A 22994-nucleotide genomic window follows, 5' to 3' on the forward strand; every position below is an offset into this window, starting at 1 on the left:
CGGCGGGTGGTCTGTCCGGCGAGGGCGAGGTTGTACATCCGTGGGATGCCGAGCATGGCGTCGTGGACGCCGTCGCCTTTGAGACGGCACCGGCCAGACCGGCCGGCGGGCGGACCCAGCCGGTGGCGGCGGCCGGGTGCGCGGCGGCGGCTCCCCGGATCTCGGCGGCGCGCGGGCCTGGCCCGATCGCGACCTTCGCGCCGATCAGCCGGACCGGGCCGCCGTCCGTCGAAGGCGGAGCGGATGCCGCCGACACGGCGGGGCCGGGGCCCACGGGCGGTACGGGCCGGACGTGGGACGGCGGGGGCATCGGGGCGGTCTCGGGCATGCGGCTGGTGTCCCAGTCGCCGAGCGGCGGGCGCGGGGGCGGCGGCGGGGCCACCACCTGCGCGGGCGCGGGCGCCATGGTGCGTCCGCCGCCGCGGCGCTGCTCGATCATCGCCGTGGCCCGGCCGGGCAGCCAGGCGGACGCGGTGCCGCTGTCGTCGCTGCCCGAGGCGAACAGGTGCGGGGCGAGCTGCGCCTGGAGGTCCGCGGGGCTGGGGCGGCGGGTCGGGTCCATCTGCATGCAGGACTCGATCAGCGGGCGGAGCTCGTCCGGGAGCCCTTCGGTGTCGGGCCCTTCCCGCAGCAGCATGAAGACGGTCTCGACCGGGTTGGCGCCGTGGAAGGGCGCGTGTCCGGTGGCCGCGAAGACGAGGGTCGAGCCGAGCGAGAACACGTCGCTCGCCCCGGTGACGCTGCGGGAGTCGCGGGCCTGCTCGGGCGACATGTAGGCGGGGGTGCCCACGGCGACGTTCGTCATGGTGAGGCGGGTGTTGGACACCCCGGAGGCGATACCGAAGTCGATGACGCGGGGGCCGTCCTCCACGACGAGCACGTTGGACGGCTTCAGGTCGCGGTGGACGAGCCCGGCGCCGTGGATGGACTGGAGGGCCTCCGCGATACCGGCGGCCAGCCAGCGGACGGCCTGGGTGGGCATGGGCCCGCACTCGTTCACTATCTCTTCGAGCGAGGGGGCGGGTACGTACGCGGTGGCCAGCCACGGCACGGCGGCGCGCGGGTCGGCGTCGACGACGGCGGCGGTGTAGAACCCGCTCACCGCGCGGGCGGCTTCGACCTCGCGGGTGAACCGGACGCGGAAGAGCTGGTCCTCGGCGAGCTCGGTGCGGACGGTCTTGATCGCCACCCGTCTGCCCGACGCCGAGCGTGCGAGATAGACGAGCCCCATGCCGCCGGCTCCGAGCCGTCCCAGCACCTCGAACGGGCCGATCCGTCTCGGGTCGTGCTGCGTCAGCTGCTCCACTTGCCTGCCACCTCCCCGTACAGGCCCTGGTCCCACGACCCCGGCCCGCGAATTCCCGCCCCGTGCAGCGTCTCACCACCGGGCACCACCTGGCGGTGCGCACCCCGATTCTTCCTGGCGCGGCCCCCAGTTGCGAACCCGGGGGCGAATCGGGGTGTCACCAGCCCCGTCGGTGGCGCGCGGACGGGGTCCGCTGCTAAGGACACGATCGGGCACAACCGCCGTACGGGCGACGGAACGGAGTGCGTGGAGCACGGGGAGTGGCCGAAGTGCGCTGGAGCGCAGCGGGGTTGTGCACACGTGGCGCCTACGGAAAACGACCGGGGGCGCGCACAGAACCTCTGCGCACGCCCCCGGTCGAGGGCCCCCGGTCGAGGGCCTCGGTCGCGGTTCCCCGCCCTCGCGAGTTCCCGGATTTCCCGTCAGTACCGGCCGCTGAGCTGCGGAGTGGCCTCCGGTGCGGGTCCGTGCCCGCTCTCGGCGTCCGGGTCGCGGCGGGCCAGCTTCTCGCCCTCGATGTCGACCTCGGGCAGGATGCGGTCGATCCAACGCGGCAGCTTCCAGGCGTGTTTGCCGAGCAGGGTGAGGACGGCGGGCACGATCGTCATACGGACGACGAAGGCGTCCAGCGCGACGGCGACCGCGAGGGCGAAGCCCAGGGCCTTGATGATGGCCTCGTGCGAGCCGATGAAGCCGGCGAACACCGAGATCATGATGAGGGCCGCGGCCGTGACGACCTTCGCACTGTGGTGGAAGCCGGTCTCGATCGCCGTACGGGGATCGGCGCCGTGAACGTACGCCTCGCGCATCCGGGTCACCAGGAAGACCTGGTAGTCCATGGCGAGTCCGAAGACGATGCCGACCAGCAGGATCGGCATCAGACTCATGATCGGACCGGGCTGCTCCAGGCCGAACAGATCCTTCAGCCAGCCCCACTGGAAGACCGCGACGAGCGAGCCGAGCGAGGCGAGGACCGAGAGCAGGAAGCCTAGCGCAGCCTTGACCGGCACCAGGATCGAGCGGAACACCAGGATCAGTACGAGGAAGGCCAGTCCGACGACGAGGATGAGATAGGGCACGATGGCCGCGCTGAACTTGTCCGAGACGTCGATGTTGAGCGCGGTGGTACCGGTGACCATGGCGCGCGCGCCGTTCGCGTCCTGGGACTCGGCGGCCAGCGCGCGGATGTCCGCGACGAGGTCCTTGGTCGCGTCGGTGGTCGGTCCGCTGCCGGGGACGACGTTGATGATGGCGGTGTCGCCGGCCTGGTTGAAGGCGGCGGGCGACACGCCCTTCACGTCGGGCAACGCGGCGATGGCCTTGCCGAGGGACGCGGCGGTGCCGGCCGCGGTGGCCGGGGTCCGGTCGTCGACGGTGACGATCAGCGGCCCGTTGAAGCCGGGTCCGAAGGACTCGGAGAGCAGGTCGTACGCCTTGCGCTGGGTGGACGAGGGCGCGGCGGACCCGTCGTCCGGGAGCCCGAGCTTGAGATCGGCGGCGGGGAGCGCGAGGACGCCGAGGGCGACGACGGCGAGGACCAGAACCGCGGCGGGCCTGCGCATCACCAGGGATATCCAGCGACGGCCGACGGTGACCTTGGGGGTGCCGTTCACGGTCTTCACCGGGGCGGGCTCTCCACCGCGCTTGCGGGCGCGGCCGAGGACCCGCTCGCTGCCGAAGCTCAGCAGCGCGGGGACGAGGGTGATCGCGACCAGTACGGCGACGACGACGGCACCGGCGGCGGCGAGGCCCATGGCGGTGAGCAGCGGCAGGTTGACCACGGAGAGCCCGGCGAGGGCGATGATCACGGTCACACCGGCGAAGACGACGGCGGAGCCCGCCGTTCCGTTGGCACGTGCGGCGGCCTCCTTGGCGTCGTAGCCGTCGGCGCGCTCGGCGCGGTAGCGGGACACGATGAAGAGGGCGTAGTCGATGCCGACGGCGATGCCGAGCATCGAGGCCAGCGCGGAGGTGCTGCTGTCGAGCTCGAAGGTGGCGCTGACCGCGGTGATCACGGAGGTGCTCACGCCGACGCCCGCCAGGGCGGTGAGCAACGGGAAGCCCGCGGCGACCAGCGATCCGAAGGTGACGACGAGGACGAGGGCGGCGAGCAGGAAGCCGACGGCTTCGGCGGCCATCCCCTGCTCGGGCTGGGCGAGCGCGTCGCCGGACGCCTCCACCGTCAGTCCCTGGTCACGGCCGTTCTCCAGCGCCTTGTCGATGCCGGTGTGATCGGCGTCGGTCAGGTCGGCGGCCCCGACGGTGTAGGTGATCTGCGCGTACGCGGTGACGCCGTCCGCGCTGACCGTCTTGGCCGCGAAGGGGTCGCTGACCTGCGCGACACGGGAGGAGGAGTTCTTCAGTTCCGCGAGGACCTTCTCCATGGCGGCCCGGTTGGCGCCGCCGTCGACCCGCTCCCCCTGCGGGGCACGCACCACGACGCGGGCGCTGGCGCCTTCGGCGTTGGCGGCGGGGAACTTCTCGTCGAGGAGGTCGAAGGCCCGTTGCGACTCGGTCCCGGGCAGGGAGAAGTGGGAGGAGGCCGTGTTCGTGGTGCCGGCGGCGACGGCACCGACGGCACCGAGGACGACGGCCCACAGGACGACGACCAGCCAGCGCCGCCGGAAGGCGAAGCGGCCGATCCTGTGCAGGAAGGTAGCCATGGGGTGGAGGGCTCCGTAAAGGGTGCGTGGTGAGGGTGGGGCGTCGGGCCGTGGCGGACACGGGGCCGCGGCGCCCGCCGCCGGGTGGGGCGGCGGGAGCCACGGCGCGTGCCGGCCCCCGTCCCCACGGGCGGCAGCACACCCGGCACCGTCGCCGCGTGCGACGGCACGGCCTCCGGCGTCCGGCCTCGGGGGAAGCGACGGGCCGCCGGTGATCACCATGGTGTCCCGCGCGGGTGCTCGCCGGGGTCGCCCACAGGTACCGTTCCGGGGCCGCGCTGTCGGTCATTCGGCCGACACCGCCCCCGGGGCCGCTCCATACCCTGGTACGCGTGGACTGGCATCTTCCGTTTACTCCGGCCGTCAGACGGCTCATCACCGCGTTCAGCGTGCTCGCGTTCGCCCTGACGTGGGTGGCGGACCTCGCCCTGCTGAGCTTCGCGCCGGACACCTTCTCCCCTGCCACCAACTGGCTGCCCGTCCTGGCGACCGGCCCGCTCGCGACGCTCGCGGTCGCGGAGACCCGCCGCTCACCACCCATGCGGTGGCGCATCGGTGGCGTGGTCGCGATGTCGCTGGCGCTGACGGCCGTCTGCTTCGTCTTCTCCCCGACGCAGTCTTCGATCGGCGCGCTGGAGGCCGCGGCGCTGATCGCCCTGGTGATCCGCACCATCGCCCAGGCCCCGAGCACGAGGGCCGCCGCGGTCTCGACGGCGGCACTCGGCGTGGCGGCGCTGCTGCTGCCGCTGCGGATGCGCTCGTGGGAGGTGTTCGTCCCCGGCGGTTACGTCCTGACCGTGGCGCTCACCATCGGCATCACCCTCGGCTGCGCGATCCGCGCCCTGGAGGCCCGCCGTCGGCGCAACATCGCCGATGTCCGGCAGGCGGAACGCCTCGCGCTCGCCCGTGACCTGCACGATCTGATCGCCCACCACATGACCGGCATCATCGTGCAGGCGCATGCGGCGACGGCGATCCACGCGACGGCCCCGGACAAGGTCGAACCGATCCTGCGCAACATCGCCCGGTCCGGCACCGAGACGCTGGAGTCGATGCGCCGGCTGGTCCGGGTCCTGCGGGAGGAGGGCCACGTCCCGCAGCGTCCCGGTGACCTGCTGAGCGAGCTGGCCGAGCTGACGGCCGCCCACTCGGCCCCCGCCGCGCCCGGTGCTCCGGCCGCCGCCGCCCGGCTGGAGGCGACCGCGTCGGCGCGCACCGCGCAGCTCAGCCCCGAGGTGGAGATCTCCGCGTTCCGGGTCGCGCAGGAGGCTCTCACCAATGTCCGCCGCCACGCCCCCGGTGCCCAGGCTGCGGTACGCCTCGACGTGGAGGCGGACTGGCTCTGGGTCACCGTCACCAACAGCGCCTCCCCCAAGGGCTCCCCGTCGCCCGCCGGAGGTTCCAGCGGCTTCGGGCTGATCGGCCTGCGTGAACGCGTGGAGGCGCTGGACGGAACCCTGCGGGCCGGCCGGTTCCCCGGGGGCGGCTGGGAGGTCAGGGCGGGATTCCCGCTCCTGGCGCCGCCCGCGTCCGCCGCCTCCGGTACGGGTTGGGAGGTCGTCGGTCCGTGAGACCCGGCAGGGGCCTGCCGGGCGGTGGCCGTACTCAGCCGCGTGGCCGGGCGACCCCGTGCTCCCAGGCCCAGGCGGCGACCTCGACCCGGTTGCGGGCGTCCAACTTGCCCTGGATGCGGCCCAGGTACGTCTTGACCGAGGAGAGCGAAAGGAAGAGTTCGGCGCAGATCTCCTGGTTCGTACGCCCCACCGCGACCAGCCGCACGATGTCCCGCTCCCGGGTGCTCAGCAGTCCCTGCGGTTCGCTCCGGGTCGACGGCACGCCGCCCTGCTCCGCCTGCTCCAGCCGCCGCAGCAGACGCACCGTCACCGCGGGGGACACCAGGGCGTCGCCCCTTGCCGCCGCGTGCACGGCCTCCACCAGCAGGGCAGGGTTGGCGTCCTTCAGCAGGAACCCGCAGGCGCCGTTGCGCAGGGCGCCGCGTACGTAGTCGTCCTGGTCGAAGGTGGTGATCACCACGACGTTCATCGGGTCGGCGGCTCCTGGCCCGGCCAGCAGCCGGGTCACCTCAAGGCCGTCCAGGCGCGGCATCCGGATGTCGGCGAGCACCACCTTCGGTCTCAGCCGTCGCGCCAGCTCCACGCATTCGACGCCGTCCGCCGCTTCCCCGACCACCTCGATCCCCGGTTGCGCGTCCAGGATCATGCGGAACCCGGCCCGGACGAGTTCCTGGTCGTCGGCCACCACCACGTCGATCGTCGTACCGGCCACGGGCTCGTCCTCTCACGGCGGTGCCACGGGCCCACCGGGACGGCCGGCCGGGGCGGGCCCCGCCGCCGCTTCAGATACGGGCGTCGAGGCGGTGCTGCAGGGAACCGTCCGGACCGAAGACGTCCATCAGAAAGCCCTTCTCCAGCGAAAGGCCCTCCTGCTCCACCAGATAACGGGTGACCGAGACCTTGAGTTCCTGGAAGGGCTGGTCGTCCTCGTCCGGGTCGTGCGTCCACACGGTCAGCAGCGGCACCCCGTCCGCGCCGGAGCTCCGCGCGATCCCGTACACCTCCCCCACCCCACCGGCGCGGCGGTAGCGTTCCGCCAGCCGCGCGGCGGCGTCCGGCGCCGCGGTGCCGATCGCGACGGGTCCGTGCGTCACGTCGGAACCACCCCGCCCCGGTCCGGAGCCGGTGGTGCAGCCGGTCAGCAGGACGGCACATCCGACGACGGCCCATCCCCCATGGACGAGTGCGGCCCGGCGGGCGACGATTCTCATCGCGCCATTGTCGGCGGCGCCCGTACGCCGGTCAGGGCGGAGCGGTGACAGTGGCGCGAACCCGACGGACCTTCCGGCGCCCCGGCGTCCCCGCCTACGGCAGCATCGGTTCCGCGGGCTGGAGCACGGCGAACGCGGCGCTCTGGTCGTCCTGGAACGCCGCCATCCGCCCGTACGGGATGTCGAACGGCGCGGCGGTGACCCGGCCGCCCAGCTCCCGTACCCGTTCGGCGGTGCGGTCGCAGTCGGCGACGGCGAAGTACGTCAGGAAGTGGCTGGGCATCATCTCGGGGAACGCGTCGGTGATGACGCTCCGGCCGCCGACCGCGGTGTCCGGGCCGGGGGTGGCGCCGGGCGGGGACCACATGCGGAAGTCGACGCCGCTCTTCGCCGCCCCGGTGTCCCCACTCGCGTCCGCGTCCAGGTCGGTGCTCCGGAAGCCGAAGACGCGGGCGTAGAAGGGGTCCACCCGGTCGGGGCGCCGGGTGTAGAGCTCGGTCCAGCAGTACGAACCGGGTTCGTTCTGCTTCTCGAAGCCCGGCCGCTCGTCCGCCTGCCACAGCCAGAAGGCGGCGCCGTCGGGGTCGACGGCCTGCGCGAGGATGCCGGCGCGGCCCGCGCGGACGGGGTCGGTGATGATCTGCCCGCCCTCCGCGCGGATCGCGTGGACGGTCGCCCGGATGTCGTCGGTGGCGAAGTGGACGCCCCAGGTGGTGGGCATCCGGCCGTCCGTCTTGGCGGCGAGCGCGGCGACGAGCCGGCCCTCGCTGTAGGCGTCGGCGAAGGGCATGCCGTCCCCGGCGCGGAAGGTCCAGCCGAAGAGCCCGCCGTAGAAGCGCTTGCCCGCTTCGAGGTCGGAGAGGTGCACCTCCACCCAGCAGGGAACGGAGTGCGCGAATGCCGCCATGGGCCGGGTCCTTCCCTCGCCGGGAGCGCGCGGTCCTGCCACGCGGCCGGGCGCGTCACGGGTGCGTGACACCTGTCCCGGCCAACGTAACGGCGCCCGCCGTCCGCCGCCCGCCGATGGGCCGCGGGAGGGTGCACCGGGGGAGGTGGTCACGACGCTCAGGGCGGGGCGACCAGGGCGTGTTCTGGAAGTGGCGGCGTCCGGTGCGTGCGATCGCGAGGCGGAGGGGTGCTCGATACTGGATACAACGGGGCGATCCAGACAATATGGCGGGCGTGCGTGCCAGGCTTCGCCGGACAGACGGGACTTCCACGACACGCCCTACGTCGTCGATCGCCGATCGCCGATCGCCGCGCGGACCCTTTGGCCTCGGGCGGGCCCGGCCGGCCTCGCCCGGATACCGGGTTTCGCTCCCCCCCGATATGACCCTGCGGACGGAACCGTCCCCGGGGGGAACGAAAGTTGTCCACCGAAGTTGTCCACAGGCTGTTGATAACACTTACACGCCGACCGGTCGCCTCGGGAACCCCACGCGAACATCCGCGTGGCAAGGGCCTCAGAAGTATCGGTCCCCGCCTGTGGAACGCACGGAATAGATGGCCGAAATACCACCCCTCACCCTCTGCGCGCTGGGTAATTCCCCATTTGCACTCGGCCGAATCGCGCTCCGTTCACCCGTCGGTAAGCTGACGGCATGACAGGACAAGTACGCACCGTCGACGGCCGCGTGGCCGGTCGACGCGGTCAGGCGACGCGGCAGAAGCTGCTCGATTGCCTCAGCGAGATGCTCAGCTCCTCGCCGTACCGGGACGTCAAAGTCATCGACGTCGCACGGAAGGCGGGGACTTCACCCGCGACTTTCTACCAGTACTTCCCGGATGTGGAAGGCGCCGTCCTCGAAGTCGCCGACGAACTGGCCAAGGAGGGCACCGGACTGAACGAACTGGCCTCCGGCCGCTCATGGGTCGGTAAGGCGGGCTGGCAGGCTTCCGAGGAACTCGTGGACGGTTTCCTCGACTTCTGGCGACGCAACGACGCGATTCTCCGCGTGATCGACCTCGGTTCGGCCGAGGGCGACAAGCGGTTCAACAAGATCCGCGTGAAGATCCTCAGTTCGTTCACCAACTCCCTCACGGACGCGGTGAAGGAGCTCCAGGGCAAGGGCAAGGTCGACAAGGACGTGAACCCCGCCGCGGTAGCGGGTTCGCTCGTCGCCATGCTGGCCGCCGTCGCCTCGCACCAGAAGGCCCTGACCACGGGCACGGGTGTCAAGGTCGGCGAACTCCGCCCGAACCTCGCCCTGTTGGTGCACCTCGGTGTCACCGGCAAGAAGCCCACGAAGTAGGCGCCCTCGAGGGGATCGACCCCCTTCACCGGGCGGCGCACGGCCAACCCCGGACGCCCGGCATCCTGTCTCACCGACGGCGGGCCACACACGCGATGTGGCCCGCCGTCGGTGTACCCGGGACACGCCGCGCGCCCCCTCCACCGCCCCCGCCTGCTGCAATGGTCGCCATGAGCGACGACGACGCGTCCCCTGCCGACGCGCACACGGTCTTTCTCCGTCTGCTGCACGCCCAGCGCGTGTGGGACACCGAGTTGCCCGGCTTCGACCCTGCGACCGCGCCCGACGCGCCCGTCCCCCTCTTCCATGCGTGGTTCGCCGAGGCCGTGGCCGCCGGGCAGCCCGAGCCGCACACCATGGCGCTGGCGACCGTCGACGCGTACGGCCGCCCGGACGTCCGGACGCTGATGCTGCACGACGCGGACGAGCGCGGCTGGCGCTTCGCGACCCACGCCACCAGCGCCAAGGGACACCAGCTCGCCGCCCACCCGCACGCGGCGCTCAATTTCTACTGGCCGGTTCAGGGCCGGTCCGTACGGGTACGCGGACCGGTCGCACCCGGGTCGCGGCAGGAGAGCCAGGCCGATCTGCACGCCCGCTCCACCGGCGCGCTCGCCTCGGGCCTGGTCGGCCGCCAGAGCGAGGTGCTGGCGGATGCCGGGGAGCTGGCGCGCGCTTCGGACGCGGCGTGGCGGCGGGCGCGGGACGAGCCGGACGCGGAAGTGGCGAGCTGGCAGCGGTACGTCGTCCAGCCGCAGGAGGTCGAGTTCTTCCAGGGCGACCCCCGCCGCCGCCACGTACGGCTCCGCTACCGCCGACAGGGACCGGGGTGGGTGCGGGAGCTGCTCTGGCCGTGACGGCCCCGGCGACGAAGGGCCGCTGGGCAGCAGCCGCCCCTACCGACCAGGTGGGTTCCGGCTCAGGCCGAGTGCGTGGCGGGCGGCCTCGCGCACCAGAGCGCCGAGTCTGGCGGTCCCGTCGGCCTGGGGGATGCCGCTCTGCCAGGCGCTGACGGAGAACCACTCGCCGTCGGTGAGTGGCGCAAGCGCCTCCCCGGGTTCGACGTTCCCGGGGAGGGCCGGCACACGGACCAGGATGATGCTCGTGCCGTACGCGACCGCTGCGGCCACCCCTCCGGCCGAGAGGACCGGCACACCGTAGGCGGACCCCACCGCATGGCCCGACGCGAGGGCGATGAAACGTTCCTCCAGGTCGGGATGGGTGTGCAGCTGCCACCCGTCGAGTTCCATGTCGTACGGCTCGCCGGGCCGCGCGGCGTGTGCGCGGAGGTGGTCGAGCAGTGCGCGGTTCTCGGGGCGATCCGGGTCCAGAGGTACAGGTGCGCCGCGTCCTCTCCGCGTCATACGCGCGACGGTAGCGGCGCCGCGCCACCCGCGACAGGGGAGGCGCGGGTTCCGGGCCGTCGCCGGGACGCACACCGCCGGAACCCTGCACTCCGGTTACCCGGACCCCCACAGCACACCGGACCAGAGGTGCAGCTCAGCTTTGTCGCCAATTCATCTGACGTTTGCCCCTCGCTCGTCCGGCAAAAGCAGGCTCACCCCCATGAACACCATGAACCGCGCCAAGGTCTCCGCGGCCGTCGCCGCCGCCGCCCTGCTCGTCGGGGCCGGCGCCTCGGCCGCTTCGGCCGCCCCTCACCACGCTTCGGCCCACCAGGGCAAGGCATCCGCCGCACGCGTGCACGACCAGCGGATACCGTTCACCGCCGCGACCGTCACGGCGAACGACAACGGTTCGTACACCCTGTCCTGGACCGCCCCCGGCGCCCGCCAGGTCGCGATCAAGGCGAACGGCAAGGTCGTCGCCAAGGGCGGCAGCCACGCCACGGTGACCGTCAAGGGCCTGCCGGCCTCCGACCGCCAGTGGTTCGACTTCGTCCCTTCGCAGGGCGGCTCGCTCCACCTCTCGGACCGCGAGATCCAGCTCTCCGGCACGGTCAACTTCCGTGACGCGGGCGGCTACCGCACCAGCACGGGCCAGTGGGTCAAGATGGGCGAGGTCTACCGCTCGGGCGCGCTGAACACCCTCACCACCGCCGACGTCGCGAAGCTGAACCGTCTCGGCATCAAGGTCGACTTCGACCTGCGCACCGCCGGTGAGCGCACCTCCGCCCCGGACACGGTGCCCACGGGCGCGAAGTACGTGGTCGCCGATGTCATCGGTGGCGACATCACCTCGGCGATCGACCTGTCCTCGGCCGAGAAGTCCGCCCAGTACATGGTGGACGGCGAGAAGTCGATGGTCAGCTCGGCCACCGGCAAGGCTGCCTACCAGCTGGTCTTCGCCGGTCTGGCCGACGACGACCAGCACGCGGTGCTCTTCCACTGCTCGGCGGGCAAGGACCGCACGGGCTGGGCGAACGCCGCCCTGCTGACCGCGCTCGGCGTGCCGAAGGCCACGGTCATGCAGGACTACCTCGCCAGCAACACCTACCGTGCCGAGGCGAACGCCGCCGCGCTGGCCCAGATGCCGGCCGAGATGGCCGCCGCGTACAAGCCGATGCTGGACGTCCGCGCCGAGTACCTGAACTCCGGCTTCGACGAGGTCAAGGCCAAGTTCGGCTCGTTCGAGAACTACGAGAAGAAGGGCCTCGGCCTTTCCTCGAAGGAGATCAAGGAACTGAAGTCCTCGCTGCTGGTGGGCTGACCGACGCTGCTCACCGGGCCGGACGTTTTCGCCCGGCCCGGTGAACGGTGCGGCGCAACCGCCGGGAGAAGGTTGGTCTCCTCCACGACGTCCTCGCTGCGGAGACTCGACTGCTGTCGCGTCACCAGGGCACTTCTCCCGTGTCGTCGAAGAAGCGGCCCGTCGGTCCGTCGGCAGGCACGGTGGCCAACCGGATCGCGGCGACCGCGCCCTGCTGGGGGGTACGGACACCGCGGAAGCCGTTGAGGTCGGTCGCCGTGTAGCCGGGGCAGACGGCGTTGATCAGGATGTGCGTGTCGCCCAGTTCCTTGGCGTACTGCACGGTGACGGCGTTGAGGAACGTCTTCGACGGCGCGTAGGCGACGGAGATCGGGCCCGTCTCAGCGCCCGGGGTGGTCTGGAGGCCGAGAGAGCCGACGCTGCTGGAGACGTTCACGATCCGCGGCGCCGGTGAGCGGCGCAGCAGCGGCAGCAGGGCGTTGGTGACGCGGATGACGCCGATCACGTTGGTCTCCACCGCCGCCCGTACGCGGTCGACGTCGACCGTGGTGGGCTCCTGCGGCCCGCCGCCGGTGATCCCCGCGTTGTTGACGAGCGCGTCCAGACGCCCGCTCAGGCCCTCGATCAGGCGGGCCGCCGCTGTCACGCTCGCGTCGTCGGTCACGTCCAGCGGTACGCCGAACACGTCGGCGCCGGCCGCCCGCAGCTTGTCCACGGCGGCCTCGCGCCGTTCCTCGTTCCGCGCGCCGACCCCGACCGTCCAGCCGAGGGCGCCGAGCCCTGCGGCGATCTCGTACCCGATGCCTTTGTTGGCCCCGGTCACCAGAGCGACCCTGCGGTGGTTGTTCACGGTGTTCGTCTCAGTCATGACTTCGATACTTCTCCGCCGCGGGGCGGGGCGTCCAAGACCGACTGAGTGGGCGGCGATACCTGCCGGGTATCGCCGCAGGCCGACCCGGTTAGGCTGGCGTGATGGAGACGCGAGAGCTGCGGTACTTCGTCGCGGTCGCCGAGGAGTTGCACTTCGGGCGGGCCGCACAGCGGCTCGGGATCGCCCAGCCCCCGCTGTCGCGGGCGATCGCCGGGCTCGAACGGCGCTTGGGCGCCGCCCTGCTGGAGCGCTCCAGCCGCGGCGTCCGCCTGACCGGGGCCGGCGCGGTGCTGCTGCGGGAGGCCCGGGTGGCGCTGGACGCCGTCGAGGCCGCCGAACGCCGCACCCGCCGGGCGGCCCTCACCGAGACCGGCCGTCCCGTCGTGGTCCTGGCGGCCAAGGCGGGTGCCTCGTCCGAGCTGCTGGCGAAACTCCTCGACGCCTATGCCGCCGAGCCCGGCGCCGTCACCGTGGACGTCCTGCTGTGCGGGCCGGGTGAGCAGGGGCCGGTACTGCGTGACGGCCGGGCCGACGTAGCCCTGCTGCACCGGCCGTTCGACGACACGGCCGGCCTCGACACCGAGGACCTGCACACCGAGGGTCAGGTCGCGGTCCTCCCGGCCGGCCACCCTCTCAGCACCCGCCCCCACGTGCGGCTCGCCGAGGTCACCGGTCTTCCCGACCTGCCCCTGCCCCGCTGGCCCCGCCCCGACGGCACCTTCCCGGACGGCCCCGGCCCCCAGGTGCGCGACCACACGCAACTCACCCAGCTCATCGCCCTCGGCCGCGCCTGCGCGATCGTCCCGGAGTCGGGCCGCACCGGCCTGCGCGAGGACCTCACCGCCGTACCGGTCCTGGACGCCCCCGACGTCACCACGGTCATCGCCTGGCCCCCGCACAGCCGGTCGACCGCGGTCGCGGGGCTGGTCCACGCGGCCACCGCCCTGTGACCGACGGCGTTGGTGAACGCCGGAACGGACGTGCAGGCCCACCATCGGCCGCGCGGCTCTCGCGTCAGGACGCCTGGATCAGGTCCACCACGAACAGGAGGGTCGAGTTCGGCGGGATCAGGGAGGAGGGCGACTGTTTGCCGTAGGCGAGGCGCGGCGGGACGACGAGCTCGCGCCGGCCGCCGACCTTCATGCCCACGATGCCCCGGTCCCAGCCCTTGATGGCCCGGCCGCCGCCGATGGCGAACTTGAACGGCTCGTCCCGCTCCCAGGAGGAGTCGAACTCCTTGCCCGTCGCGAAGGTGACTCCGACGTAGTGGACCCGGACCACCTGGCCGCGCTCCGCCTCCTTGCCGTCGCCGACGACGATGTCCCTGATCCGCAGTTCGGTGGGCGGGTCTCCTGCGGGGGGATCGATCTCGGGCTTCTCCATCGCGGCCTCTCTCCTGTCCGTGCTCCGGGCGCCGGAAGTCTCCGTACGCCGCTGATCACGCTATCCGGCGGGGCCTCCCCGGGGACTCCCTCCCCTTTCCGGCGGACAGGAGCACCATGGAGGCATACGAGGCATTGGAGGCACCATGGCCAGGACCCGATCCCGTTACGCCCCGGACCGGGGTCTGACCACGCGCATGGTGTCGACCATGTTCTTCATCGGTCTGCTCTACGTGGTCCTGGTCGGAGTGCTGCTGGCCGTGCTGCCCGGCTCGTGGGCGGTGATCCTGATCATCACCGGTGGGCTGTTCATCGTGCAGTTCTGGTTCAGCGACCGGATCGCCGCCTACGGGATGGGCGCCCGCGAGGTCACCCCCGAGGAGGCGCCGGAGCTGCACGGGGCGATCGACCGGATCTGCGCGCTGGCGAACATGTCGAAACCACGGGTGGCCATCGCGCAGAGTGACGTGCCGAACGCCTTCGCGACTGGCCGGAACGAGAAGACCGCCCTGGTCTGCGCCACCACCGGGCTGCTGCGGAGACTGGAACCGGAGGAGCTGGAGGGCGTCCTCGCGCACGAGATGTCCCACGTCGCGCACCGGGACGTGGCCGTGATGACCATCGCGTCGTTCCTGGGCGTGCTGGCGGGAATCATCACTCGGGTGGCCCTGTGGGGCGGCTTCGCCCGCAACAGCCGGGGCAACGACCCGGCGGGCATCATCGTCATGCTGATCCCGCTGATCAGCGCGGTCGTCTACGCGCTCAGCTTCCTGCTCACCCGGCTGCTCTCCCGCTACCGCGAGCTCTCCGCCGACCGCACCGCCGCCCTGCTCACCGGCCGCCCCTCGGCACTCGCCTCCGCGCTGACGAAGGTCAGCGGGCAGATGGCGCGCATACCGACGGAGGACTTGCGGAAGGCTGAGCCGTACAACGCCTTCTACTTCGTTCCCGCGTTCTCCTCGAAGGAGAGCTTCAGCCGGCTGATCTCCTCGCACCCCACCCTGGAACAGCGACTCGACCAGCTGGCCCGCATCTCCGAGGACCTGTCCCGCCCGTAGTCCCGGTCATCCGTAGTCCCGGTCATCCTGGAGGAGCCTTCCGTGGGTCTGTTCGACGCGATCCTCGGCCGGAGCAAGCCCGTCCGTCCCGATCTCGACCAGCTCTTCGCCGTACCGTCCGCCGCCCTCACCCTCCAGGCCGCCACCGGCTTCACGCCGTCCGGCCTCGGCTCGGTCTGCTTCGCCGGGGTGGAGGGCGCGAACTTCGCCCGGCTCCAGGACGACGTACGGGAGCTGCTCGACGCCGACACGGACCGGGGCGGGGTGCCGGTGGAGTTCAGCCAGGACGCCTACGGCTATACCTGGCTGCTCGCCCAGCAGCCGCCGGAGGATACCGCCGCGCTGGTCAACGACCTGCACGCGGTGAACACCCTGCTCCAGGACGGCGGCTTCGGCCCGCACCTGCTCTGCTCGCTGATCGGCTTCCGCGACCCGGCAGGCCGCTCGCTGGCGCTGGTGTACCTGTACAAGCGCGGCACCTTCTACCCGTTCGCCCCGGCTCCCGGTGGCGCGGAGAAACGGGACAACGGCCTGGAGCTCCAGGTCCGCGCCGCACTCGGGGACGACCTGCGGGTGGAGAAGGAGCTGGCCCGGTGGTTCCCGGTGTGGGGCGCGCCGGGCCTGTGAACCGTACGCAGGTCAGGCGCTGACGGTTCCGGCGAGGAACGCGGTCCAGGCGTCGGGGGCGACGGCGAAGGTCGGGCCGTCGGTCACCTTGGAGTCCCGGACGTGGACGGCCCGGGGGCAGGCGGCCACCTCCACGCACGCGTCACCCTCGTTGCCGCTGTAGGTGGACTTGCGCCAGTCGTACGCGACCTCGATGCAGGCTCCGCCTTCGTTGTTGCTGTAGCTGGACTTGAACCACGTCAGTCCGGAACCGGTGCTCACAGCTGCCCCGCCTTCTTCTCGATGAGTTCGGCGGACTCCCAGGGGTTGAGCGCCTGGGCCCGCAGGATACCGAAGAGGTCGGACAGATCGCTGACCTGCTCGGGCTTGGAGATCAACCTATCCCCGCCCTGCCCCTCCACGAACACCAGACTGCGGCCCTCCGCCGTGTTCATCAACTGCATGGGCCCGTTGAGTCCGGCGTGCGTGTGCTGTTGGGAGGGCACGACCTGCACGGTCAGGTGGTTCATCCGTCCGATGCAGTCCAGCAGATGGAGGAGCTGCTCCTTCAACACCGCGGGTCCCCCGAGGGACTTCTCCAGGATCGACTCCTCCATCACGAAGCCGACGTGCGGCGGGTCGGCCCTGGTCAGCACCGGCTGCCGTTCGAGTCGCGCCCCCACGTGGCGCACGATCTCGTCCTCCGTGTAGGCGGGCTTGCGGGACCGGTAGAGCGCGTACGCGTACGCCTCCGTCTGCAACAGCCCCGGGATCAGCATCGTCTCGTACGCACTGATCACTCGCGCGTTCCGCTCCAACCGCGCCCAGTCGAGGAACTTCGCCGGGTACTTCTCCTCGTCCACCAACTCGACGCACGCCTTCAACGCCCCGCCCGCGTCGAACACCCGATCGGCGTCGTGCAGGAACTCCAACGACGGGATGCGTTCGGCCCGTTCGTAGGCGCCCACCAGCGATTCGGAGATGAGGAGCCGGTCCGCCGACTCCTTCTGCGTGAGCCCCGCGCGCGTCCGATGGATGCGGATCAGGTCCCCCACGAGCCGTCGTACTCCCGAGGGCTCACCACTCGTTCCCACAGCCACCGCCTTCTCCCCCACATCACCCGATGTGGACCGTGTCGTACTGGTCACGCTAGGCAACCAGCGGGATTCTCGTAGCCATGACGAACAAGAAACTCCCCGAATGGGTCCCGGTGGCCGGACATCAACTCCACCTGACCGGAATTCACTTCGACGCGATCCGGTTGAAGGGCGTACGAGGTGAGGCGGTCGTCCACCACCTGATCTCGCTCACTGCGGGTGAGCCCGGTCCGGTGGTGCGGGAGATCGCGGGGGCGCGGTGGACGTATTTCCTGATCCCGCCCGGATCCAGCAAGGAGTTCGACTGGCCTCCCGGTGCCACCTGTTTCGGCCCGGCCGCCCGGGACCACTGGGTCGGTATCCCCGCCGCCGAGGGCAACACGTACCCGCTGAGCTGGCGGTGCGGGTCGCCGGAGGAGGGTGAGTACGTGGACCCGGAGCTGCTGCACGGCCTGGTGCGGGCGCAGTTGGCGTGGGAGGCGGCGGAGGACGAGGAGTGACGGGCTGACCGTGATAGGTCCCGGGGCCTGTGGGCTGGGCCGATATCCCGTGGCGGTCCGTTCGCCGTTCCGGCAGGGTTCGGGGCGATGAGCGACGAGGACGCGGTGACGTACGCCCACCCCGACACCCTGGAGGGCCTGCTGCAACGAGGGCGCGGCCTGGGCGCGGTACGAGCCCTCCGAGCACCGCAGGAGGCTGCCGCGTTCGTGTACGACGGAATCCGCCGCGAGTGGCGGTGGGACGGACAGGTCGACGACCGCTCCCTGTACCTGGCACGCCTCGTACGGGACCTGGCCCTGCCCCTCGCGCCCGTCATCGGCCAACTGGCGGATGACGGGGACGAGGACGCGCACCTGCGGGCTTGCGAGGTGCTGGAACTCCTGGCGCTGGGGGGATCGGAGGAGGCCCGAGCGGCGCTGCGCGGGTACGTGGCTCGGGGCGCGCACTGGGACTCCGTAATGGAGTCGATGGCGTCCCGCTGGCCGGCGGAGTGGTGGCAGGACTTGGGCGACACCGCACGCGCGCGGGCCGGTGAACTGGCCGAGCCTCCCTGGTGCGCCGAGCCGTGGACCCGCTGGGGCATCGCGGTGCGGCGCCACGACCCGGCCGCTGCCGGGCCGTCACTGGACGGCCTCGGCACCGAAGCGCTGTTCGCGTTGCTCTCCGACACCAGCACTGCGGGCGTCGGAAAGGTCGACGCGCTGCGTGCGTTGAGGTCCCGGGAGCCGGTCGAAGCGCTGCTTCCGCTGCTCCCGCTCGTCCCCTCGCTGGGCACGTCGGACGGCCGCCGCCCCCTGCCCCTCGTCGGGCTCGTGGTCGACCGCCTCGGCGAACTCGCCGTACCGGCCGCGCGTGAGTGGGCGGCCGACGGGTGCGCGTGGCTGGCGAGGCTGGGGGCGGACGTCCTGGCCGATCATCCCTCCCCCGAGGCGCTGCCCGAACTGGTGGAGGAACTCGCCGCGCAGTGGTCCGCGCGTGCGTGGTGCGGTCCCGACCGGACGGCCCGGCGCCTGGCACGGTTCGGGCCGGAAGCCGCCGGGGCCGCGCCCGACCTGCTGCGCTTCTGGCTGTGCACGCCGCACTCGTACGAACGGACCGCGTACCTGGATGCGCTCGCGGCGGTCGGCCGGACCCGGCCGGACCGCGTCCACCCCCTCCTCACCGAGTCCCTCTGGGACTGCGAGGAGACCGCACGGTTGCTCGGGATCGCGTCGGCGCCCGCCACGCGGGAGGCCTTGGACCGGATCGCCGAGCTGCGGGACGACCCGATGGAGACGGCCGAGGTGCGGGCCGCGGCGCGGGCGCGGTTGTCGGACGATCCGGGGGCGGACCGGAGCACCCACGGTGGGTGAGCCCGGCATCCCCGCCGTTCTCCGTGGTCGTGCGCCCCGCCCCGCCCCGCACGGCTGCTGACGGGGGCTCAACCGGACGCGTGCCGTGATCGATTCGCAACGGATTCCGGTCTCGGTCGAGACCCATTCACACGCCACGCGATTAGGCTCGACGCTCATGTCCGACACCGCGCCCCCCGACGGCAGTTCCGCTCCTTCCACCGGTCTTCCCGCCGATCGAACTGCCTTGATCCCGGCCTCCATCGACCGTACGGAGGACCGTCCCGTCTACGTGATCGGGGGCGGGCCCGGCGGTCTCGCGGCTGCCGCGGCGCTGCGCGCGCGGGGGGTGCGGGTGGTCGTGCTGGAGAAGGCGCCGAAGGTCGGCGCCTCCTGGCGCGGGCACTACGACCGGCTCCATCTGCACACCACCCGGCGCTGGTCGGCGCTGCCGGGGCTGAAGATGCCCCGGAAGTTCGGGCGTTGGGTGGGCCGGGACGACGTGGTGCGGTACCTGGAGAAGTACGCCGAGTTCCACGAGCTCGAAGTGATCACCGGCGTCGAGGTGTCCCGGATCGACCGGGCGCCGGACGGGGCCGGGTGGGTGCTCTCGGCGACCGGCGGGCGGGTGCTGACGGGGCGCGCGGTGGTCGTCGCGACCGGCTTCAACCACACGCCCCGGATACCCGACTGGCCCGGCCGGGAGACCTGGTCCGGGGAGCTGGTGCACGCGGCCCAGTACCGGAACCCGGCACCGTACGCGGGCCGGAGCGTGCTCGTCGCGGGGATCGGGAACACCGGGGCCGAGCTCGCGGTGGACCTGGTGGAGGGCGGGGCCGCCGAGGTGCGGATCGCGGTGCGTACGGTCCCGCACATCGTGCGGCGTTCGACGGCCGGGTGGCCCGCGCAGGCGACCGGCATCCTGGTGCGGCGGCTGCCGGTGTGGCTGGTCGACCGGGCGGGCGCGCTGATGGCGAAGGCCGCGGTGCCGGATCTCGCCGCGCAGGGGCTGCCGCGCCCGGACACCGGGCTGTACTCACGGGTCAAGGACGGGGCGATCCCGGTGCAGGACGTGGGGCTGATCGACGCGGTGAAGGCCGGGCGGGTACGGCCGGTGGCGGCCATCGCCTCGTTCGAGGGTGCGGAGGTGGTGCTGACCGACGGCACACGGCTGACGCCGGACGCGGTGATCGCGGCGACGGGTTACCGGCGGGCCCTGGAGGGGCTGGTCGGGCACCTCGGCGTCCTGGACGGGCGGGGCCGGCCGGTGGCGTACGGTGCCAAGGCGCCGAAGGAGGCGCCGGGGCTGTACTTCACCGGGTTCTCCAACCCGATCAGCGGAATGTTCCGCGAGATGGCCCGGGACGCGGTGAAGATCGCGCACCGGATCGCCCGAGCGCCTCGCTGACGGTCTCGTACGAGCGGGCCAGGTCCTCCCGCAGCGACACGGTCTGCGGGTGGTCCGGGCCGAGCGCCCGCGCACAGTCGGCGAGCGTGCGCTCCAGGAGGGCGATCCCCTCGGCCGGGCGGAAGACCAGCAGGAGGGCCATCGCCACCTGGGTCCGGGACGACAGGGTGTCCGGGTGGTCCGCGCCGAGGATGCGGGCGCGGTCGGCGGCGGTCCGCTCGTGCATGCGCAGCGCCACCTCGGGCTGTCCCGAGACGAGGAGGTTCTGCGCGACGCTGAACCGGGCCACCAGGGTGTCGCGGTGTTCCTTGCCGAGGACCCGCCTCATGTCCGCGAGTACGTCCTCGTAGAGCAGGTGGGCTCGTTCGTGCTCCCCGGCCTCGGCGAGGGCTCCCGCGAGGAAGTGGCGGGCACGCAGCACGTCGGGGTCGTCCTGGCCGCGCATCCGAACGCGCTCGGCGATGTCCTCCTCGTACAGCGCGACGGCCTCGTCGTACCTCTTCATCTTCTGGTAGGTCATGGCGAGTTGGTGACGGATCACCAGGGTCGTCGAATGGTCCCGTCCGAGGTGGCGTTCCGCGTCGGCGAGGTTCGTGCGGTGCAGGCCGAGGGCGCGCGCCGGGTTGCCCACCAACCTGTAGGTCTCGGCGAGATGGCTGCGGGTGCGGAGTGTCATGGGGTGTTCTTCGCCCAGCAGCCGCAGATGGCCGTCCAGGTTCCTGCGGAGCAACGGCACCGCCAGGGTCGGATTCCCGCTCCGTTCGTGGGCGTACGCGAGGTCGTCGCGCGAGGAAAGGGTGTCGAGATGGTCGTCTCCCAGGATGCGGACCCGGTCGGCGAGCACCTCTTTCTGTATCGCCAGGGCCCGCCGGTGGTCTCCCCGCGCCTCGTACAGGTGGGCGAGTCGGGATCTGACATCCAGGGTGCGCGGGTGTTCGGCGCCTCCGACGCGGAGCGCCTCGGCGAGGGCGCGGTCGAAGAGGGATTCCGCCCGGACGATGTCCCCGGCCCGGTACGCGGCAGAGGCCAGGTTGATCCGGACGCCGAGAACGTGCGGGTGGTCCTCCCCCAGGGCTCGCCGCATGCCCGTGAGTACTTCTTCAAGGAGCTCGGCCGCCCGCTCCGGCTCTCCCTGGTCCATGCGGATGCCCGCGAGGTTGCTCCGGATGGCCCATATGTCCGAGTGGCCCTCACCCCCGGCCGCGAGCAGGGCGGTCAGCGCCCGGCGGAAGAGGACATCGGCGTGGCTCAGGGCGTACTGCTCCAGCAGGCGACTCGCGATCCAGGCCAGCAGGTGGGCCATCGCCTCCGTGTCGTCCTCCGGCCGGCTGTTCCCGGCCAGCGCCTCGGCGTGGACGAGGAGCGGCCGGCCCAGGGACGGACTGGCCGGCGCCTCCTCGTCTCCAGCGGCGTCCAGGATCCCGTCGGCAGCCCGCTCCCGGGCCTCCGCCACCGCGTCCGCCGTGCGGTGCGGGTCGTCCGGGTCGGGGGTGCGGGCGAGCGCCTGCACCAGGCGGTGCACGGACAGGGTGCCGTCCGGTCCGGCCGTGATCATGCTGTGGGCCGCCAGCCTGCCGATCGCCCGCGCCAGGACCGGCGGCGGGGCCAGCTCGTCCAGCAGCACGCGGGGAATGTGGTCGGGGGCGTACCAGGCGAGGGTGCGCAGCACGTCACCGGCGAGCGGGGTGTCGGCGAGGCGGTCCAGGGTGATGCGCCAGACGCGGGCGACCGTGCGGTCGGCGTCGGTGGTCTCCGCGCCGGTGGCGTAGGTCTCGGCGGGCCAGGAGCGGAGCATGGCGAGGTAGGCGCGCGGGGTCGTGCCGTTCTCGTGGCAGTAGGCGGCGGCCTGCTCGACCGCGAGGGCCAGGTGGCCCACCTCCTCGCACACCTCGGCGGCGCCCCCGGTGTCGCGGGGCCCGTCCTGGGTGAGGATGCGGTCGAACAGCTCGACGGATTCGGCGGGGTCGAAGACGCCGAGGCGGACGGTGGCCGCGAGGTGGTGCCAGCCGGTGGCGAGGCGGGTGGTGATCAGGACCCGGCCGCCCCCGCCGAGGCGGTCGAGCAGCGGGCGTACGTCGTCCGGGTGGTTGACGTTGTCGAGTACCAGCAGCCAGTCGTCGTGGGACGCGAGCCAGGCGAGGGCGCGTTCGCGTTGGAGTTCCTGCGGGAGCCCGGCCAGCCCCGGCTGGAGAGCGCGGGCCAGCGCGGCGAGGCCGGTTTCGACGGCCGCCGCGCTGTCGGCGCCGATCCACCACCTCAGCCGGTCCGCGGAGCGCCCGGCCGCCCAGCGGGCCGCGAGGGCGGACTTACCGACGCCGCCGAGTCCGCTCACCGCCCGCAGCACCACCCCGCCCGGCTCCGCGAACGCCGTGTCCAGCGAGTCGAGGGCGGCGGACCGGCCCACGAAGAGAGCGCCGCGCGGCACGTTCGTCAGCCCGTCGCCCACCGCGTCGTCCGGGATGGGGCCGTACGCCTCCGCAGGCGTCAGCGTGGCGTTCTCGATGTGCAGGGCGACGGAGTTGAGGATGTCCCGCCCGGCCGCGTTGGACCCGGCGCGGGCGGAGACGGGCGGCTGCGGGAAGGGGGCCGGCCCGGGCAGAGGCTTGCGCCTCACGAGCCGTGCCGGGCGGTCGAGCCGTCGATGTCGCCGCCTGCCGCGTTGGAACCGCCGGTCGCGGTGATGCCCGGAGTCTCCGCTCCCCCCGCCGGTGCGGCGCCGGGCGCGGTGTCGTGCGCGGAGGCGGCCCGGATGCTGCCGCGCGCCGCGTTCGAGCCGCCTGCCGCCCGGACGGGCTCGGGAGCCGGGTCTGCGGATACGGGACCCGGGGCGGTGGGCGTACCGTCCCGGAGTTGCCGGAGCGCCACCCCCAGTGCGACCACCCCGGCCACCGTGCCGACCACGCCCGCGATCTGACTGGACCGCTCCAGATCCGCCGCCGTCACCCAGACCAGCAGCCCCACGGCCGCAGCCGCACCGGCCCCGGCCAGCACCCACCACGTCGTCCTGCCCGCTCCACGCCACCCCGTCATGGAGCCATTCTGGCCCCTGTCCCCTTGCGCCGTA

At 72.4% G+C, this 22994-nt stretch carries 21 protein-coding genes and 1 pseudogene; 10 read left to right on the forward strand and 12 right to left on the reverse strand.

What is annotated here, in order from left to right; translation table 11 throughout:
* Nucleotides 1–93: 93 nt before the first annotated feature.
* Together ACWD3D_RS08235 and ACWD3D_RS08240 are read right to left on the reverse strand one after the other, a co-directional pair.
* Nucleotides 94–1306, reverse strand: a pseudogene (locus ACWD3D_RS08235) (serine/threonine-protein kinase); the annotation flags it as partial.
* A gap of 422 nt (nt 1307–1728) precedes the next feature.
* Entirely contained in the window at nt 1729–3969 is a 2241-nt protein-coding gene (locus ACWD3D_RS08240; RefSeq protein ID WP_451460098.1) for an MMPL family transporter, read from the reverse strand.
* Between the two features lie 332 nt (nt 3970–4301).
* Here ACWD3D_RS08240 and ACWD3D_RS08245 point away from each other — a divergent pair, with 332 nt between their 5' ends.
* Nucleotides 4302–5540: a sensor histidine kinase gene (locus ACWD3D_RS08245; RefSeq protein ID WP_451460099.1), complete on the forward strand. Its 1239-nt coding sequence runs from the start codon at nt 4302–4304 to the stop codon at nt 5538–5540.
* A 34-nt stretch (nt 5541–5574) separates the two neighbouring features.
* Here ACWD3D_RS08245 and ACWD3D_RS08250 read toward each other — a convergent pair whose 3' ends face one another.
* The 3 genes from ACWD3D_RS08250 to ACWD3D_RS08260 all read right to left on the reverse strand — a co-directional run bounded on the left by ACWD3D_RS08250 (nt 5575) and on the right by ACWD3D_RS08260 (nt 7661).
* Nucleotides 5575–6255, reverse strand: coding sequence for a response regulator (locus tag ACWD3D_RS08250; protein ID WP_451460100.1), 681 nt, complete (start codon nt 6253–6255; stop codon nt 5575–5577).
* Nucleotides 6256–6325: 70 nt separating this feature from the next.
* Entirely contained in the window at nt 6326–6754 is a 429-nt protein-coding gene (locus tag ACWD3D_RS08255; RefSeq protein WP_451460101.1) for a hypothetical protein, read from the reverse strand.
* Between the two features lie 94 nt (nt 6755–6848).
* Nucleotides 6849–7661 carry a VOC family protein gene (locus ACWD3D_RS08260; protein ID WP_451460102.1) on the reverse strand — a complete coding sequence of 271 codons (813 nt, stop codon included), beginning with the start codon at nt 7659–7661 and terminating at the stop codon, nt 6849–6851.
* Between the two features lie 694 nt (nt 7662–8355).
* Between ACWD3D_RS08260 and ACWD3D_RS08265 the strand changes: the two genes are divergently transcribed.
* Nucleotides 8356–9006 carry a TetR family transcriptional regulator gene (locus ACWD3D_RS08265; RefSeq protein ID WP_328721186.1) on the forward strand — a complete coding sequence of 217 codons (651 nt, stop codon included), beginning with the start codon at nt 8356–8358 and terminating at the stop codon, nt 9004–9006.
* A 170-nt stretch (nt 9007–9176) separates the two neighbouring features.
* Nucleotides 9177–9863 (forward strand): pyridoxine/pyridoxamine 5'-phosphate oxidase, encoded by a 687-nt coding sequence (locus tag ACWD3D_RS08270; protein ID WP_451460103.1) that lies wholly within the window; start codon nt 9177–9179, stop codon nt 9861–9863.
* Nucleotides 9864–9902: 39 nt separating this feature from the next.
* Here the strand turns inward: ACWD3D_RS08270 and ACWD3D_RS08275 are convergent, their stop codons facing one another.
* Nucleotides 9903–10370 (reverse strand): hypothetical protein, encoded by a 468-nt coding sequence (locus ACWD3D_RS08275; RefSeq protein WP_451460104.1) that lies wholly within the window; start codon nt 10368–10370, stop codon nt 9903–9905.
* Nucleotides 10371–10572: 202 nt separating this feature from the next.
* On the opposite strand from ACWD3D_RS08275, the gene ACWD3D_RS08280 reads away from it, so the two are divergent.
* The gene (locus tag ACWD3D_RS08280; protein WP_451460105.1) at nt 10573–11676 is read left to right on the forward strand and encodes a tyrosine-protein phosphatase; all 1104 of its coding nucleotides are present in this window, start codon (nt 10573–10575) and stop codon (nt 11674–11676) included.
* Nucleotides 11677–11797: 121 nt separating this feature from the next.
* On the opposite strand, the gene ACWD3D_RS08285 is transcribed toward ACWD3D_RS08280, so the two are convergent.
* Nucleotides 11798–12544, reverse strand: coding sequence for an SDR family oxidoreductase (locus ACWD3D_RS08285; protein WP_451460106.1), 747 nt, complete (start codon nt 12542–12544; stop codon nt 11798–11800).
* A gap of 104 nt (nt 12545–12648) precedes the next feature.
* On the opposite strand from ACWD3D_RS08285, the gene ACWD3D_RS08290 reads away from it, so the two are divergent.
* On the forward strand, nt 12649–13497 hold the full coding sequence (locus tag ACWD3D_RS08290; RefSeq protein ID WP_451460107.1) for a LysR family transcriptional regulator: 849 nt from the start codon (nt 12649–12651) through the stop codon (nt 13495–13497).
* Nucleotides 13498–13561: 64 nt separating this feature from the next.
* Here ACWD3D_RS08290 and ACWD3D_RS08295 read toward each other — a convergent pair whose 3' ends face one another.
* A complete protein-coding gene (locus ACWD3D_RS08295; protein WP_451460108.1) occupies nt 13562–13930 on the reverse strand; it encodes an FKBP-type peptidyl-prolyl cis-trans isomerase in 369 nt (122 codons plus the stop codon).
* A gap of 145 nt (nt 13931–14075) precedes the next feature.
* Here ACWD3D_RS08295 and htpX point away from each other — a divergent pair, with 145 nt between their 5' ends.
* Nucleotides 14076–14987, forward strand: a complete 912-nt coding sequence (htpX, locus tag ACWD3D_RS08300; RefSeq protein ID WP_451460109.1) for a zinc metalloprotease HtpX — start codon at nt 14076–14078, stop codon at nt 14985–14987.
* Between the two features lie 42 nt (nt 14988–15029).
* The gene (gene pspAB / locus ACWD3D_RS08305) at nt 15030–15614 is read left to right on the forward strand and encodes a PspA-associated protein PspAB (protein WP_451460110.1); all 585 of its coding nucleotides are present in this window, start codon (nt 15030–15032) and stop codon (nt 15612–15614) included.
* A 12-nt stretch (nt 15615–15626) separates the two neighbouring features.
* Here the strand turns inward: pspAB and ACWD3D_RS08310 are convergent, their stop codons facing one another.
* Nucleotides 15627–15875 (reverse strand): DUF397 domain-containing protein, encoded by a 249-nt coding sequence (locus ACWD3D_RS08310; RefSeq protein ID WP_451460111.1) that lies wholly within the window; start codon nt 15873–15875, stop codon nt 15627–15629.
* Nucleotides 15872–16693, reverse strand: coding sequence for a helix-turn-helix domain-containing protein (locus ACWD3D_RS08315; RefSeq protein WP_451460112.1), 822 nt, complete (start codon nt 16691–16693; stop codon nt 15872–15874). The genes ACWD3D_RS08310 and ACWD3D_RS08315 overlap by 4 nt, the downstream gene beginning before the upstream one ends.
* A gap of 77 nt (nt 16694–16770) precedes the next feature.
* On the opposite strand from ACWD3D_RS08315, the gene ACWD3D_RS08320 reads away from it, so the two are divergent.
* The 3 genes from ACWD3D_RS08320 (at nt 16771) to ACWD3D_RS08330 (ending at nt 19930) form a co-directional block, all read left to right on the forward strand.
* Entirely contained in the window at nt 16771–17190 is a 420-nt protein-coding gene (locus ACWD3D_RS08320; protein ID WP_451460113.1) for a hypothetical protein, read from the forward strand.
* An 87-nt stretch (nt 17191–17277) separates the two neighbouring features.
* Nucleotides 17278–18543 (forward strand): hypothetical protein, encoded by a 1266-nt coding sequence (locus ACWD3D_RS08325; protein ID WP_451460114.1) that lies wholly within the window; start codon nt 17278–17280, stop codon nt 18541–18543.
* Nucleotides 18544–18700: 157 nt separating this feature from the next.
* Nucleotides 18701–19930, forward strand: a complete 1230-nt coding sequence (locus tag ACWD3D_RS08330; RefSeq protein WP_451460115.1) for a flavin-containing monooxygenase — start codon at nt 18701–18703, stop codon at nt 19928–19930.
* On the opposite strand, the gene ACWD3D_RS08335 is transcribed toward ACWD3D_RS08330, so the two are convergent.
* Together ACWD3D_RS08335 and ACWD3D_RS08340 are read right to left on the reverse strand one after the other, a co-directional pair.
* Nucleotides 19857–22544 (reverse strand): tetratricopeptide repeat protein, encoded by a 2688-nt coding sequence (locus tag ACWD3D_RS08335; RefSeq protein WP_451460116.1) that lies wholly within the window; start codon nt 22542–22544, stop codon nt 19857–19859. The genes ACWD3D_RS08330 and ACWD3D_RS08335 overlap by 74 nt on opposite strands.
* A complete protein-coding gene (locus tag ACWD3D_RS08340) occupies nt 22541–22960 on the reverse strand; it encodes a hypothetical protein (RefSeq protein ID WP_451460117.1) in 420 nt (139 codons plus the stop codon). Before ACWD3D_RS08340 ends, ACWD3D_RS08335 begins: the two co-directional genes overlap by 4 nt.
* Nucleotides 22961–22994 lie beyond the last annotated feature (34 nt).

It is taken from the genome of Streptomyces sp. NPDC002690, assembly GCF_053592415.1.

Bases quoted from the DNA above. Each gene is read 5' to 3' on its own strand.
- ACWD3D_RS08240 (WP_451460098.1), bottom strand. From the start codon at position 3,969: ATGGCTACCTTCCTGCACAGGATCGGCCGCTTCGCCTTCCGGCGGCGC.
- ACWD3D_RS08255 (WP_451460101.1), bottom strand. From the start codon at position 6,754: ATGAGAATCGTCGCCCGCCGGGCCGCACTCGTCCATGGGGGATGGGCC.
- ACWD3D_RS08260 (WP_451460102.1), bottom strand. From the start codon at position 7,661: ATGGCGGCATTCGCGCACTCCGTTCCCTGCTGGGTGGAGGTGCACCTC.
- ACWD3D_RS08265 (WP_328721186.1), top strand. From the start codon at position 8,356: ATGACAGGACAAGTACGCACCGTCGACGGCCGCGTGGCCGGTCGACGC.
- ACWD3D_RS08270 (WP_451460103.1), top strand. From the start codon at position 9,177: ATGAGCGACGACGACGCGTCCCCTGCCGACGCGCACACGGTCTTTCTC.
- ACWD3D_RS08275 (WP_451460104.1), bottom strand. From the start codon at position 10,370: ATGACGCGGAGAGGACGCGGCGCACCTGTACCTCTGGACCCGGATCGC.
- ACWD3D_RS08280 (WP_451460105.1), top strand. From the start codon at position 10,573: ATGAACACCATGAACCGCGCCAAGGTCTCCGCGGCCGTCGCCGCCGCC.
- ACWD3D_RS08285 (WP_451460106.1), bottom strand. From the start codon at position 12,544: ATGACTGAGACGAACACCGTGAACAACCACCGCAGGGTCGCTCTGGTG.
- ACWD3D_RS08290 (WP_451460107.1), top strand. From the start codon at position 12,649: ATGGAGACGCGAGAGCTGCGGTACTTCGTCGCGGTCGCCGAGGAGTTG.
- ACWD3D_RS08295 (WP_451460108.1), bottom strand. From the start codon at position 13,930: ATGGAGAAGCCCGAGATCGATCCCCCCGCAGGAGACCCGCCCACCGAA.
- htpX (WP_451460109.1), top strand. From the start codon at position 14,076: ATGGCCAGGACCCGATCCCGTTACGCCCCGGACCGGGGTCTGACCACG.
- ACWD3D_RS08320 (WP_451460113.1), top strand. From the start codon at position 16,771: ATGACGAACAAGAAACTCCCCGAATGGGTCCCGGTGGCCGGACATCAA.
- ACWD3D_RS08325 (WP_451460114.1), top strand. From the start codon at position 17,278: ATGAGCGACGAGGACGCGGTGACGTACGCCCACCCCGACACCCTGGAG.
- ACWD3D_RS08330 (WP_451460115.1), top strand. From the start codon at position 18,701: ATGTCCGACACCGCGCCCCCCGACGGCAGTTCCGCTCCTTCCACCGGT.
- ACWD3D_RS08340 (WP_451460117.1), bottom strand. From the start codon at position 22,960: ATGACGGGGTGGCGTGGAGCGGGCAGGACGACGTGGTGGGTGCTGGCC.